Genomic DNA, 15,163 nt, shown 5'->3' on the forward strand with positions numbered 1-15,163 from the left:
AAGTTTAATTATCATAGGGGATCATCTGGCCAGTTTTGATCAAAAATTCCTCTATGAAAAAAGTTTTTCTCTGGTCGATTGTCATTGCATTGGGAGGCTTTCTCTTCGGCTTTGACACCGCAGTGATTTCGGGTGCGGAGCGAGCCATTCAGGTACTCTGGAACCTGAACGTTTTTGAACATGGTTTAACCGTTTCCATTGCTCTGATCGGGACCGTCCTTGGAGCCTTACTGGGTGGTATCCCTTCCGATCGACTAGGAAGGCGTAAAACCTTGATCGGCGTAGCCGCCCTTTACTTGATTTCATCGCTAGGAGCTGCGTTATCTCCAACCTGGATTCCCTTTTTATTCTTTCGTTTTCTGGGAGGTTTAGGCGTAGGGGCTTCCTCGGTTACGGCTCCGCTGTATATATCGGAAATTTCACCGGCCAAATCCCGGGGACGCATGGTGGCCCTATTTCAGACGAATGTCGTTTTTGGCATATTAATCGCCTACTTATCCAACTACGCCTTTGAAGGCATTGGCGAGCATGCCTGGCGTTGGATGCTAGGTGTACAGGCCGTACCTTCTTTGTTGTTTCTGCTTTTATTACTGGGCGTTCCCGAAAGCCCTCGCTGGTTAATTAGCAAGTTGGGCAAGGTGAATGAAGCCCGTCAGATTTTACAAATCATTAATCCAGATGGCTATGAACAAGATGTACAGGCCATCCTGATCGGACAATCCGTACAGGAGCATCAATCCGAAGGGCTCTGGGCTAAAACGAACCGTTTTCCGGTGATGCTAGCCCTGGTGTTTGCTTTCTTCAACCAAGTCTCGGGTATCAATGCAATCATCTACTACGCCCCCCGCATTTTTGAAATGGCCGGTTTTGAAAAAGGGTCTTCTCTTCTTTCGACGACGGGCATTGGGCTAGTGAACTTCTGTTTCACGCTACTAGCCATGAATTTTATTGATCGTTTTGGCCGCCGTACGCTGATGCTGATTGGTTCTTTTGGGGTGATTGGTACGCTGATCTTAGTAGCCCGAGCGTTTTACACGCAGCAGTTTGATGGCGTTCCCTATTACTTATTCATCTACATCGCCTTCTTTGCTTTTTCGCAGGGAGCCGTTATTTGGGTCTTTATCTCTGAGATTTTCCCCAATAGTATTCGGGCGAAAGGTCAGGCTCTGGGAAGCTTCACGCACTGGTTCATGGCAGCGTTAATTGCGTTTACCTTTCCCTACTTGTCCGAAAAACTAGGCGGCGGACACACCTTTTCCTTTTTTGCCATCATGATGGTTCTGCAACTGCTGTTTGTCTGGCGTATCATGCCCGAAACCAAGGGAACCAGCCTGGAGCAGATGGATCGAACCTTAGTCATTCACTAATCGGTACGGAGGAACAACCCTTTGTATCAGACAACACCTATCCATATGAACGCTAAACTTAGCATGGTCTGTTTCGGAGAAGTACTCTGGGACATATTGCCAACCGGACGGCAGGCGGGCGGAGCTCCTTTCAATGTCGCCGTTCACGCTCATCAATTGGGTTTTAACGCAAAACTTATCAGTCGGGTGGGCGAAGATGAACTGGGGCACGAATTACTGGCTTTCATGGAGGAAAAGGGTATCGAAACCTCGTCGGTTCAACGCGGCAAGACGCACTTGACGGGCGTGGTGAAAGCCAATGTGAGCAACCGAAGTGAAGTCACCTACCAAATTGTGCAACCCGTAGCCTGGGATTACATCAGTTATGATTCAACGGTATCGGAGTGGGTAAAAGAAGCAAACCTCTTCGTATACGGGAGTTTGGGAGCCCGGAGTGCCCGGAGTCGGGAAACCCTTTACCAATTACTCGAAGAAGCTAACTGTAAAGTATTTGATATTAACCTACGTCCCCCGCATTACACGCGAGCGATCGTGGAGCATTTGATCGAAAAGGCGGATATCGTTAAAATGAACCACCACGAATTAGCCGAAGTGACTTCCTGGTATGAGTATCCGGGTGAACCCGAAACGGCCATGCGGCATTTAGCCGAACGGTATGATTTACGTACGGTATGTGTAACGCGGGGTGAGAACGGAGCCTGCCTCTTACACAACGATCTCTTTTATGAAAATCAGGGCGTCTACGTGGAGGTTCAGGATACCATTGGCAGTGGAGATTCCTTTTTGGCGGCCTTACTTTATCAATTACAAGTCAATTCATCGATTCAGGCAGCCCTTGATTTTGCCTGTGCCACTGGCTCTTATGTAGCTACGCAGCACGGAGCTACACCCATTCTTTCCCACACAACGGTTGAATCCTTTATGCAGATGGTATAATATAATCTTAACACTTTCTCTAAAACCTCTATGAAATACTTTTTATGGCTCGTACTGCTATTCAGTACGATCGGGGCTACTATGGCCCAAGACAAAATACCCGTTTCCGGAAAAATAACCTCAAAGACCGATGCTCAACCGATTCCTGGGGTAACGGTTTTAGAAAAAGGAACCACTAATGGCACCACTACGAACGAAAAAGGCGAGTATACACTACGGGTTTCGCCGGGGGCAACTTTGCTTTTTTCGTTCATAGGCATGGTTTCCCAGGAAGCAGCCCTTGGTAATTCCAGTGTGCTGGATATGATCCTTGAGGAAGATTTGAAAAAGCTGGATGAAGTCGTCGTCACGGGTTATAAAGCCGAACGCAAGGCCGATCTTACGGGTGCTGTTTCGGTGGTTAAACTGAGCGATATTAAAGATATTCCAACGGCGGACCCCATCAAAAATCTACAGGGACGCGTAGCGGGTATGCAAGTTACGACGAGTGGCTCGCCCGGAGCCACCGCGAGTGTCCGCATCAGGGGTCAGGGAACGCTCAACAATAATGATCCTTTGTACGTCATTGACGGAATTCCTACCAAGGAAGGGCTTCAATCGATCAATCAAAATGATATTGAATCCATTCAGGTACTCAAAGATGCTTCGGCGGCTAGTATCTATGGGTCACGGGCGGGAAATGGCGTGATCATCGTTACTACCAAACGGGCCAAAGCCGGATTTAGTCGTATTGACTTTAGCTCCTTCTGGTCATTTCAACGATATCAATCCAAACTTAGGGTACTTAATACGGAGCAGCGGGCCCGCGTATACTGGCAAGCGGCGGTCAATGACGGCGTTACGCCCTCCAGCCCCTTGTACCAATTTAACTCGCATTTGGACGCTCAGGGAAAACCTGTCCTGGACGGCGTAAGCTATCCGGAGTTTATTGACGCCGCTCAGACGATGCGTCCGGCCAATACTCGCTGGTTTGACGAAATCTCCCAAACGGGATTGATGCAGTCGTATAACCTTAACTTCTCGAATGGTGGAGAAAAAGGGACGATGCTTTTTTCACTCAATTACCTAGATCATGACGGGATCATCAAGGAAACGAATCTGAACCGCCTGACGCTCCGACTCAATTCAGATTATAATTTCCTACAAGGTAAACTCAAGGTGGGTGAAAATCTGACTTTCGCGAAAACCAGACAAACCTTGCTGCCCGAGGGAGAGATCATGAACATGGCCTTGATCCAGCAATCCATCGTACCCGTTCGTACGCTCACGGGTGGTTGGGGCGGGCCCGTAGCCAGTATGAGTGATCGGCAGAACCCGGTACGCCTCATCGCCGATAACCAGCAGAACAAGTCGTATGCGGGTCGCATTTTTGGGAATGTGTACGCTGATTTAGAAATCCTGCCCAAACTTCAGCTTCGCACCAGTATTGGCGTGGATTATACGCTCGGCAGTCAGCGAGTCCTTTACAAAGCCTACACGTCAGGATTTTTATCCGACCCGATGAACCGGGCGACAAATACAGAAAACTTTTATGGAAACTGGATTTGGCAGAATACGTTGACGTATAGTTTAGAGCGTAATAAGCATCGGCTTGACTTTTTAGCGGGTACCGAGCGTATTCGCTATAACAACCAGAGCTTCTGGGCCAGTCGCCAGGGCTTTGCTTTACAAACGCCCGAATACATGTACCTGGACGCCGGCTCTGCGAACAAAGACAACGGTGGCTCCGCTTTTGGTTACGGCCTCATGTCTTTCTTTGGCAAAGTAAATTACGCCCTAGCCGATCGCTATCTGGCTTCGGTAACCGTTCGGCGGGATGGCTCTTCCCGTTTTGGAAGCGACCAGCGGTACGGAACCTTTCCGGCGTTCTCGCTAGGATGGCGATTGAGCGAAGAGAATTTCCTAAAAGACCACGTAACGGCCATTTCCGATTTGAAGTTACGCTTTGGCTGGGGAGTCACGGGAAATCAGGATTTTGCCAACAACGCCATTTATCGCTTGTACGAGTCTAACTACGGTATTGATCCAACCTGGGATTTTGACATCGGAACCGCTTACGATATAACGGGAGCAAATACAGGTAGCCTCCCTTCCGGTTATCGACTCATTCAACAGGGAAATGATAAACTGAAATGGGAGTCTACCACCCAAACCAATTACGGCATTGACTTCAGTTTATTCGAGTACAAGCTTACCGGATCAGTCGATTATTTTGTGAAGAAAACGAAAGATATTCTCGTCAGTCCGCCTTACCTGGGCGTCGTGGGCGAAGGAGGGAACCAGTGGGTAAACGGAGCTTCCATGGAAAACTCTGGCATTGAGCTGCAACTGGGGTACCAAGGGAAAATTGCTAATAAGGTCAACTTTAACTTGTCGGGTAATATTTCTTCCTACCAAAATAAAGTGACCTACTTGCCCAGAGAAGTCGTGAACTCTTACGGCGGCAATGGTCGGGATGTCACCATTCTGGGAAGATCGATCAATTCAATCTATGGCTACGTCGCCGATGGAATTTTTCAAACCCAGGAACAGGTAGATTCCTACGCAACCCAGATCGGAAAGGAGGTGGGCCGCATTCGTTACAAAGACCTGAACGGAGATGGCGTAGTTGATGACAGAGATCGGACCTGGATCGGTAACAGTAATCCGAAATTCATGTACGGACTGAACGCTGATTTTTCCTTTAAAGGAATTGATGTGGTGCTTTTCTTCCAGGGCCTACAACGGGCGGACGTTTACAATGATAATAAGCTCCTGACGGACTTTGCCTCGCTGGCTTCGGGCGTAAACTGGGGGGAGCGTACCTTAGATGCCTGGTCGCCGACCAATCCTACATCTACGATTCCTGCCTTAACCCTGACGGATAAGAACAACGAACAGAGAAGATCTTCCTATTTTGTCGAACAGGGTTCGTATCTGAAACTCCGAAACGTACAGGTCGGCTATACCATTCCGGCAACACTTCTCAAGCGGTACCGCATGCAGCAAGCCCGGTTGTATGTACAGGCTCAAAATGTTTTAACGCTTCGCAAGAAAACCGGCAACTCCGCCTACACAGGAGTAGATCCCGAAACTCCGAATGCGACCTATCCCATCCCAGCCGTGTACACACTGGGACTTAATCTATCCTTTTAACCTCGAAATCCGTTATGAAACTAACACGCCTTTTACTGGCTACGCTCCTGATCGTAGCCGGGAACAGCTGCCAGCGAGCCTTAGACGTTGCTCCTAATGCCGTGATCGATGGCGATGCACTCAATACCCCGGAGAACATTGAAAAATTATGCACGGCTGCCTACGCAGCCATCGGCAATGACCATTACACCGCACCCTTCACCCTGTGGCCCTACGGGAACCTGCGTTCAGGGGATGCCTATAAGGGAGGGGCGGGTACGGCTGATATTAGTGCCTTCCATTTTTACGAAACCTTTTCCTATATCCGGCCCGATCTAAGCGAGAGTGATGTGATCTGGTATCGTTTATATGTATCCATTTCTCGGGCGAATGATGCGTTGAGACGCCTCAATGCGATGAGTGAGGAGGCTTTCCCGAACAAAAAAGTACGACAGGCCGAAATGCGTTTTTTGAGGGGTCATTCCTACTTTGATCTGAAAATCCTGTTCAAGAATATTCCCTACATTGATGAGAGTGTGCCGACTCAGGAGTACGGTAAGATTTCCAACGTTGACTTATCCAATGAAGAAAGTTGGAACAAGATTGCCGATGATTTTCGGTTTGGGACGGAAAATTTACCCGTAGCTCAACCCGAAAAAGGACGGGCCGATCAGATTGCCGCCAAAGCTTATCTGGCCAAAGTGTTACTGTATCAGGCGTATCAGCAGGATGTGAACCATAACGTAACGGGTATCAATCAAGCCAAGCTAACGGAAGTGGTGACGCTTACCGACGCCGTAATCACTTCCGGACGATACGGGCTGTTTGATGACTTCAGCAAGAATTTCCTCTATGAGTACGATAACGGTACCGAATCGATCTTCGCCATTCAACGTTCCAAGAATGATGGAACGCCCAAAGGTCGGCTGGACTGGAGCAGTGCCTTAAGTTATCCCATGAATACCGAGTACGGATGCTGCGGGTTTCATCAGCCCAGTCAAAATCTGGTCAATGCGTTTAAAACGGATTCGCAGGGCTTGCCCCTCTTTGATACGTTCAATCAAAAAGACGTCAAGGAATTGAGCGATTTTCAACAAAATACGTTCGATCCACGGCTGGACCATACGGTAGCCATTCCGGGTCATCCCTATAAATACAAGCCCGACTTTATCTACCAGGCCAGCTGGGCACGGGCTCCGGACATCTATGGTTCGTATGCTTCCATGAAAGAAACGGTAGCATACGATAGTCCTGGTTTTCAGAAGGTACCGCCGTTTATGGGAAGTGCTAAAAACAATATTCTCCTCAGATACGCCGATGTGCTTTTGTGGAAAGCAGAAGCATTGATCGAACTCGGTCGGGAAAATGAAGCCTTGCCTCTCATTAATCAGATTCGGCAGCGGGCGAAGCGAAGTACCGCTCTGCTAAAGGATAAAACGGGGAAAGATATTTCTTCCTACAAGTTAGAGACGTATCAGCCCGGTGTGAACTGTACCTGGAATCGGACGTTCGCTCGACAGGCCCTGCGTTGGGAACGACGACTGGAGTTTGCCATGGAAGGAAATCGATTTTTTGATCTGGTTCGGTGGGGAATCGCAGCTGAATACTTGAATGCCTATTTCACGCAGGAAAAGACCAAGCGGGAATACCTGAAAGAAGCCCGTTTTACCAAAAACAGGGATGAATATCTACCCATTCCTTTAAACCAGATTAACTACACGGCTAATTTGTACCAGCAAAATCCGGGCTGGTAATTCTGGAGCCTTTGCTATTTTATCTTTACCGAACTAACGGGGTATGTACCCTATTTACTATGAAAAGTTATCTAGTATCGGCCCTTGCTGCCGCATTGATCATAATGGATTCCAGCGTGCAAGCCCAGAGTCCTGCTCCCGCTACTTCCACCGAAAAGTACCGCCCGGCCTTTCACTTTACTCCTCAAAAAAACTGGATCAACGATCCCAATGGGCTGGTGTATTACGACGGCGAATATCACCTGTTTTACCAATACAATCCCCAGGGAAATCGCTGGGGCCACATGAGCTGGGGACACGCCGTGAGTAAGGATTTACTGCACTGGAACGAACTGCCCGTGGCACTCAACGAGTTTGCCAATCCAGATGGGAAAAGTGTAACCATGATCTTTTCGGGGAGTGCTGTCATCGACTATGGAAACACCAGTAAGCTTTGCCCGACGGGCACGAAAGATTGTATGGTCGCCATTTACACCTCGCACGTCGATGAGAAAGGCAAGGCTTTGGCCCAGCACCAGAGTTTAGCTTACAGTGCGGACAAGGGTCGTACCTGGCAGCAGTATGCGAAGAATCCAGTACTGGAACTGAACACGAATGAGTTTCGGGATCCTAATGTATTCTGGTATGAACCCCAAAAAAAATGGGTGATGGCTGCCGTCAAACCGGATGAATACAGCGTGCTGTTTTTTGAGTCGAAAGACCTGAAATCCTGGAAGCAGATGAGTCGGTTTGGCAAACAGGGGGATCAAAGCAAAATCTGGGAATGCCCTTCGCTGATTCAGGTACCTATTCTCAATGAGCCGGGTAAAAGCCGCTGGGTATTATTTATCTCTTCGGGACATCGCCAGAAAGGATACGTGGGCATGCAGTACTTTGTCGGCGATTTTGATGGTACCAACTTTAAACTCGATCAAGAAAATCCTAAACCTGCATCACCCGAATGGGGTAATGTGGTTGATTACGGAAAGGATTATTACGCGGCCATTCCCTACAATAATCTACCAGCTTCGCAAAAACGACCCGTTATGATAGGTTGGGTTAATAACTGGGAATACGCGAACGATTTACCGACTGAACCTTTCAAAGGAGCCATGTCACTCCCTCGCGAAGTGGCTCTGAAGCGTACCGACGAAGGGCTCGTACTGATTCAGCAGCCTAAAATCTCAGGCTTACGTAAACAAGTACGCTACCAGCAGAAGTCGCTTACGTTGAATACTACTAGCCAAGTAATCCCGCAAACGGTGGCTTCGCCGTTTGAACTGGAAGTAACGCTAGTGCCCGGTCAGGCCGAGTCCCAGGGTATCCGTCTGTACAAGAATGGTTCAGAAGAGACGATTCTTTCCTACCAAGCGGGGAAGATTCAGCTGGATCGGCGTACCTCCGGTAATGTCACTTTTCACCAGCGATTTCCCAGCATAGAGGAAGCTCCGGTAACGCTTCAAAATGGAGCGATAAAACTACGCCTTATTGCCGATGCTTCGGTACTGGAAGTGTACGTCAATGATGGAAAAGCCGTACTGACGGATTTAGTTTTTCCCGAAAAGACCACTGGACAATTGGAGTTGTTTACGAAAGGCGGCACGGGTGAATTCAAAGATTTGAAAATATCATCCCTTACGGCCAAGTAGTACGAACAGAGAACGGGTTGACTAACGAAAATCTTCGCAGTCAACCCGTTCTCTGTTCGTAAAAGCGTATCGTTTGGACCTGTTATGTTCAGGAACAGGGAAAGAGCTTACGTTCGGGAAGCAATCAAGCCTTCCTGTACTAAAGCCTCCCAAAATTCGTCTGGAATTGTTTTCGTCGCCATTTCAATATTAGGCTTCACTTTACTGGGTTTGGTAGTACTCAACGCTACGCTATGGACGCCCGGAACAGTAAAACCGAAGTTAAAACACGCCTCGGCGGGCTTGATATCAAACTGTTCACACACCGCCCAGAATTTTTCTCGCCATTGCAGCAGCTTTTTGCCTTCTTCAGTAGTTTGATCGACCAGGCGATAGTTGTAATAGTCACTGCCAATGAGAAAACCTCCGTTAAACACGGCTGAATTAATGACTACCACTCCTTTTTGATGCAACTGTTGGATAAATTCAATCAGTGCGGTTGGGTGATCATAAAGCGTAAGGCTATTGGCAATCATAACCCAGTCCAGCTGTACATCCTTCGAGAGTCGTTCGATGATCTGCCATTGTTTGGCTCCTACGCCCACGCCGAGTACTTGCCCGGATGCTTTTAACTCGGAAAGGGCTCGATACGCGTCTAAGACATCCTGATATAGAGCCTCTTCCTCCTCTTGACTCGTGGCTCTGGCTAAGTATTCGTCGGGATCGTGTACCGAGGCCAATTGGGAGCTATACCGACCCAGCAATTCATTTCCCTGGTGAAAACATTCCAAAATACCCTCGTAACTAATTCGCTGGATCGCATCATTTTTGAGATCCTTCCAAACACCGGGCTCAAAGGTAGGTTCATCCGTAGTAAGTGGCACCTGGTACCAGCCTAGCTTATTACTAATGAGAACATCTTTGGGATCTACTTTTAATTCTTCCAGGCATTTCCCCAATGATTCCAGGGCTAAGCCCGCACCGTACTTGCCGGCTGTATCAAAAACGGCCTTCCCGGGTGAGTTTTCAACGCAAGCTTGCACAATGCTACGTTTGGTTTCGAAAGGAGTGGCTTCGTAAATATTACCGAGGCAACTGGTTCCGAAAATGACGGGGGGAAGATCGAGACCTGTTGAAGAAAGGGCTTGCATGAAAATTCGTTTAGAAAGCGAATACTAGACTGGAAAAGCAAAAATGGCAATCGAATGATGAAAATGAAAAGGAACTCGTGCTTAAACCATAGACTTTATTTCAAGGGCTGGAACCTATCAACAAGGTATAAATAATTGCTTTTAGCCCTCTCAAAAGTGGATACATCTTCTGAGAGGGCTAGGAAGTTTCATTAATACCCAGGGTTTTGGGTCAAGTTTGGATTAATATCCCTTTCCGATTGAGGTACGGGCCATAACTCATTTTTGCCCGCCACAAAATTTCGTTTCTGATACAGATAAAATCCCTGACTATCCACCGGAAAAGCGGTGTAAGTAGCTGGTGTATTGGTCAGTTTCATGCCCGTGAATTGGCGATTAAGTTCCGTGGCTGCCGTTCCCCAACGTTGAATATCAAAGTAGTGCAGTCCTTCAAAAGCAAATTCCACTTTTCGTTCCCGACGAATAATCGTTCGCAGGCTGGCTGGATTGGTGGTAGAGACGGCCGGCATGGCTACCGTACTGCGTCCTCTTACCTGGTTGATGGTGGCGTTGAGCAGGGTCTGATCAATGGCTTCTCCGGCTTCCAGTTTTGATTCCAGATAACTTAACAACACTTCCGGATACCGAATGAGCGGGAAATTGCCCCCGTAATTGGTCAGGCTTCCCGAAAAAGTAGGGTCCATGAATTTGTTGATACAATAGCCACTCCAGTTATACCGGGTAATTCGATCCGGAGAAGTAGAAGTAGGGCTGGCTTCGTAGGTAATACCTTTAAATGTAGTACGTCCTGAAATCATAATGGTATAATCCAGACGTGGATCGCGATTGGCGTAGGGGTCGTTTGAGTTGTAAAGCGGCGACTCCTCCACGGTTTTGCCATCCGTACATTCATATGATTGTACCAACTCGTTATAGGGCGAAAACTGATGCCATCCGCCGTAGGCCTCGGGATAGAGGTATTGCAGCATAACTGTACTCAAAAAATCTTCCAGGTACTCGTGAGCAAAAACGACCTCCTTACTATTTTCTCCGGTTTGTCTGAATAGTTGAGCAAATCCGGCTTGATCCACGCTGTATACGCCACTATCTATGATCCGTTTGTAGGTAGCGGCGGCATCACTCCATTTTTTCTCTGCCATTTGTAAACGACCCAGAATAGCCAACGCTGCACCGGAGGTAATCCGACCGCGTTCATTAGCCGGACGCGTGGAGGGAAGGCTAGCCACACTGCTTTTCAGATCATTTTCAGCAAAGGCCCACACTTCGGCTTTCGGGGTTCTTTTGATGCTATTGGCTTCCGCAATCGTCAGCGACTTTGTCGGTAAAGGAACGTCTCCGAAGTACAAAGCCAGATTTAAATACAGGTACGCCCGGATCGTTTTTACTTCCGCAATCATCGTGGCTTTCGTTGCCTCATTAATCGTAATTTCGTTGATATGATCCAGGAAATTATTGCAACGGGCAATGGTTACGTAGGAGTTGCTCCAGAAAGCAGACGTGAGCCAGTACGCGGAGTTTAACGTACCATTGGTTACCGCATCGGGGATAAGTTCTTTTTCAGAACCCAAACCCGCCATCATGTCCAGGTAAATCATGGACATCCCGCCGAAGAAGTCGCCCGAAGCCCATCCGGAACCGAAGTTATAACAGCCCACCAAGGCCAGGTTAGCATCTTTTTCGGTCTTCCAGAAGGTGGCATCCGAAACTGCATCGAGGGGCTGCTTATCAAAAAAGTCCTTCTTACAACTGGGTAAAAACGTGGTAAGGGCTAGCAACAGCGTCGTTTTAACGACTCGGTTGAGCGTCAGGTAAGGTATGTTTTTCATAGGAATTTTCTTGTATAAAAGAGATCACTAGAGGTTTAGATTGATACCAAACGTATAGACTTTAGTAATGGGATAGAACTGACTGCCATCGCCCGTGGCATTGGTCATCTCAGGATCCCAGCCTTTGTAGAACTTGTTGAGCGAAAAGAGATTTTGCCCACTGAAGTACAGACGAAGACGGCTGATCTTCCATTTTTGGAGTACTTCGGAAGGAATACTGTATCCAATTTGAAGATTTTTCAAACGAGCAAAGCTACCATCCCGATTCCAGTACGTAGAGGTTTGGATCGTGCCACTACCCATTTGAAGGCTAGTCAGCTTGGGGTACTTCGCGTTGGGATCGGGGTTGTCGGTAGTCCAGCGATTATCCACCTGCCACCGCTGGATTTGTCCGCCATTATAGAAAGCAAAGGCCGAGTACGAGCCGATTTGTTTTTGATAGCCCGCCAACCCCTGAATCAACGCAGAGAAATCAAATCCTTTGTAATCAAGGGAGAGGGTAGTGCCAAACGTATACTTAGGAACGGTGGTGCCGATAACTTGGCGATCATACGTAGCATCCACTTGTCCATCGGGAACGCCATTAGGTCCGCTGATGTCTTTGTAGCGAACAAAGCCCGGTTGAGCGGCGTAAGGTTGGGCAGGATATTTGCTAATCTCATCTGTACTGGTAAACAACCCATCGGCTACGTAGCCATAAATAACACCAATAGGCTGTCCGACAAATAAGCCGCTACCGATGTTTTGCTTCAACCCATCGGCTAGACCGGTAATCCGATTTTTGATGTAGGAAAAGTTAGGGGAAATGGCCCAGTTCAGTCCGTTACTTTTGCCCCGGTAGGTCAATTGAGCTTCAAATCCACTGTTTTTTACACTGCCGATGTTCACCGCGGAAGTCCCTAAGCCTAGTGTAGAAGAGGTGGCAATTGTATACAAAACACCCGTTGTTTTCTTATCAAATACATCGAGTACCAGACTTAGTTTTCCCTTCCATAGACTCATATCCAGCCCTAGGTTAGAAATAGCCGTTTCTTCCCAGGTAATGTCGCCATTGCTAAGCCGTGTCGTCGCAGCTCCCGTAGCTAAGGCTCCGCCGAATGAATAATTTTGACCCAGACTCACCAGGTTTTGATAGGGGTACGTTCCCACATTCTGGTTGCCTAAGACCCCCCAGGAAGCCCGCAGTTTCAGGTTATCCAGCCAGGAAGCCGAGCTAAGAAATTCTTCTTCCGAGATTCGCCATCCGGCCGAGAAGGAGGGGAAAACGCCCCAGCGACCTTTGGCGGGAAAGCGGGAGGTACCATCAGCTCTTAAGTTAGCCTCCAGTAGATAACGGTCTTTAAACGAGTAGTTGAGTCGTCCAAAAACTGATCGGATGCCCCAGGAGGAGGCCGAACCTGAACTACTCATCCCCGTGGCCGAACCCGCGTTGAGTTCGTAGAGTAAAGAGGTCGGAAAGTCCTTACGGAATCCGGATATATACGAATCACTGTATTCCTCCTGCGATACTCCTGCCAAGACCGTAAAGGAATGATCCTGAATAACTTTAGCATAAGATAGTAAAGATTGCAAGGTCACCTGCGTACCCTGGCCGGAGTAGACGTTAAGGGTGTTAGGTCCTACGTATTTGTTGGCATCGAACTGAAAATCAGAAGCATATTCTTTATTATAACTACTCCAGAAATTGTAACCGATTTTCCCGCTTAGATTTAAACCGGGCAGGATGTTCCAGTTCATTTCGGCCCCGCCTAAAAAGTATTTGTTCGTGCCTTTGTAAAAAGAGTTACTGGATAACCAGGCTTCGGGGCTATAGTTATCCTGGTAGCCATAGGTGCCATCCGATTTACGTCCCGCGTAGATAGGTCCCTGGCGAACGGCAAAATTGATTATACTATTCATCCCACCGCCGTTTGAGTTAGGTGAATGATTTTCAGCGGTATAGCCCTGCAAACTCACTTTTAGCGTCAGCTTATCACTGAGCTGACTGTCATTGTTGAAGAGGAAATTGTAGCGAGTGTAGCCGTTTTTAGCCACAATACCGTCCTGTGATAAGTAACTGGCGGAAAACAAATTGCGACTCCGCTCGGTACCACCCGAAAAATTCAACGAATGGGCCATTTGAAAACCACTGCCCGAGGTCAGCAGGTTTTTGAAATGCGGTACGTTGGGATAGTTATCCGGATCCGATTGATTGCGGAAGGTTTCAATTTGAGCGTCCGTGTAGGAGGGCGACTGACCGGAATTAACATTGGCTTCGTTTCTGAGCTTGGCGTATTCCCAGGAATCCACGAATTCGGGCAGGGCGGTGGGCTTTTGCCAGCCCAGGTAATTATTATAGGTGACTTGAAGTTTACCACTCTGGCCCCGCTTGGTTTCAATCAGGATTACTCCATTCGCGGCTCGACTCCCGTAAATGGAAGCGGAAGCCGCATCTTTAAGCACCGAAATACTTTTGATGTTATTAGGGTCTACGTCATTGATGGAAGTAGCCAAACCATCGACGAGGATGAGGGGGCCTCCACCGGCCCCGTACGAGCCAATCCCCCGAATGGTGATACCCGCTCCATCGTTACTGGGCTGACCCGATCCCTGGGAAACCACTACACCCGTTACCAAACCAGCCAAGGCCTGAGAGGCCTGCGTAATGGGACGGTTTTCAATTTCTTTGGTGGAAATACTGGAAACTGAACCCGTTAAATTCACTTTTTTCTGCGTACCATAGCCTACTACTACAACTTCAGTAAGGGCTTTGCTATCGGTTTGCAGGACAATGTCTACCGCCGTCTTAGTTGAACTAACGGCAATACTCTGACTGACGTACCCCACTGAAGAAATAAGCAGAGTACCCGTAGTGCCGGGAATATTTAGAGAAAATTTTCCATCCCCATCAGAGGTCGTACCGACGTTTGCATTTTCCTCTAGTCGAATCGTTGCTCCGGGTACTACGCCCCCTTTTTCATCCTTGATCTTACCCGTGAGGATGAAGGTAGGGGCAAGGGTTTTCTCGCCTAGCGTAATGGATGAGCTTGCTATTGAACGCTTTGAAAGTGGTAATGTTGGGGTTGATTCTGCCTGAGAAGAACCAGCCACACAAATAAAGCCGAGTAGGATTGCTCGCTGGAACATCCTTTGCGGAGGAGGTAAAAATGAGGTTTTCATAGTAAATTGTATTAAAGAGAATAAAGGTTTGAACCAGCCCCGGCTAAAGAGCTGTATTGCGTGTATGGAAGCAGAATTTTAGCCGAGGATCAGAGGGTATTCATCATAGGCTTAGCGTGGTAAGTATCAGTAATCTCAAATCAAGTACAATCTCAAGGGGCAGAAAATGAAAATCAGTACGAAAGGTGTTATTTGGTTACCGTTTACCCTTGATAGTACTATCAAGGGTAAACGGCAATCCAACGAGAA

8 protein-coding genes are annotated in these 15,163 nt (G+C 47.9%); 5 read left to right on the forward strand and 3 right to left on the reverse strand.

Annotation, left to right across the window (positions count from 1 at the left end; all coding sequences use genetic code 11):
* Nucleotides 1–53: 53 nt before the first annotated feature.
* The 5 genes from C5O19_RS22345 to C5O19_RS22365 are packed head-to-tail and all read left to right on the forward strand — an operon-like array spanning nt 54 to nt 8,799.
* A complete protein-coding gene (locus tag C5O19_RS22345) occupies nt 54–1,367 on the forward strand; it encodes a sugar porter family MFS transporter (protein ID WP_104715611.1) in 1,314 nt (437 codons plus the stop codon).
* A gap of 45 nt (nt 1,368–1,412) precedes the next feature.
* Nucleotides 1,413–2,303, forward strand: coding sequence for a carbohydrate kinase family protein (locus C5O19_RS22350; protein WP_104715612.1), 891 nt, complete (start codon nt 1,413–1,415; stop codon nt 2,301–2,303).
* Between the two features lie 30 nt (nt 2,304–2,333).
* Nucleotides 2,334–5,438, forward strand: a complete 3,105-nt coding sequence (locus C5O19_RS22355; protein ID WP_104715613.1) for a SusC/RagA family TonB-linked outer membrane protein — start codon at nt 2,334–2,336, stop codon at nt 5,436–5,438.
* 14 nt (nt 5,439–5,452) lie between these two features.
* Nucleotides 5,453–7,171, forward strand: coding sequence for a RagB/SusD family nutrient uptake outer membrane protein (locus C5O19_RS22360; protein ID WP_104715614.1), 1,719 nt, complete (start codon nt 5,453–5,455; stop codon nt 7,169–7,171).
* 59 nt (nt 7,172–7,230) lie between these two features.
* Nucleotides 7,231–8,799, forward strand: a complete 1,569-nt coding sequence (locus C5O19_RS22365; protein ID WP_104715615.1) for a glycoside hydrolase family 32 protein — start codon at nt 7,231–7,233, stop codon at nt 8,797–8,799.
* Between the two features lie 107 nt (nt 8,800–8,906).
* On the opposite strand, the gene C5O19_RS22370 is transcribed toward C5O19_RS22365, so the two are convergent.
* The 3 genes from C5O19_RS22370 to C5O19_RS22380 form a co-directional block, all read right to left on the reverse strand.
* Nucleotides 8,907–9,929 carry an aldo/keto reductase gene (locus C5O19_RS22370; protein ID WP_104715616.1) on the reverse strand — a complete coding sequence of 341 codons (1,023 nt, stop codon included), beginning with the start codon at nt 9,927–9,929 and terminating at the stop codon, nt 8,907–8,909.
* Between the two features lie 191 nt (nt 9,930–10,120).
* Nucleotides 10,121–11,755 carry a RagB/SusD family nutrient uptake outer membrane protein gene (locus tag C5O19_RS22375; RefSeq protein WP_104715617.1) on the reverse strand — a complete coding sequence of 545 codons (1,635 nt, stop codon included), beginning with the start codon at nt 11,753–11,755 and terminating at the stop codon, nt 10,121–10,123.
* 27 nt (nt 11,756–11,782) lie between these two features.
* On the reverse strand, nt 11,783–14,914 hold the full coding sequence (locus C5O19_RS22380) for a SusC/RagA family TonB-linked outer membrane protein (protein WP_207766519.1): 3,132 nt from the start codon (nt 14,912–14,914) through the stop codon (nt 11,783–11,785).
* Nucleotides 14,915–15,163: the final 249 nt, after the last annotated feature.

Origin of the sequence: Siphonobacter curvatus (assembly GCF_002943425.1) — a bacterium.
Lineage (GTDB): Bacteria > Bacteroidota > Bacteroidia > Cytophagales > Spirosomataceae > Siphonobacter > Siphonobacter curvatus.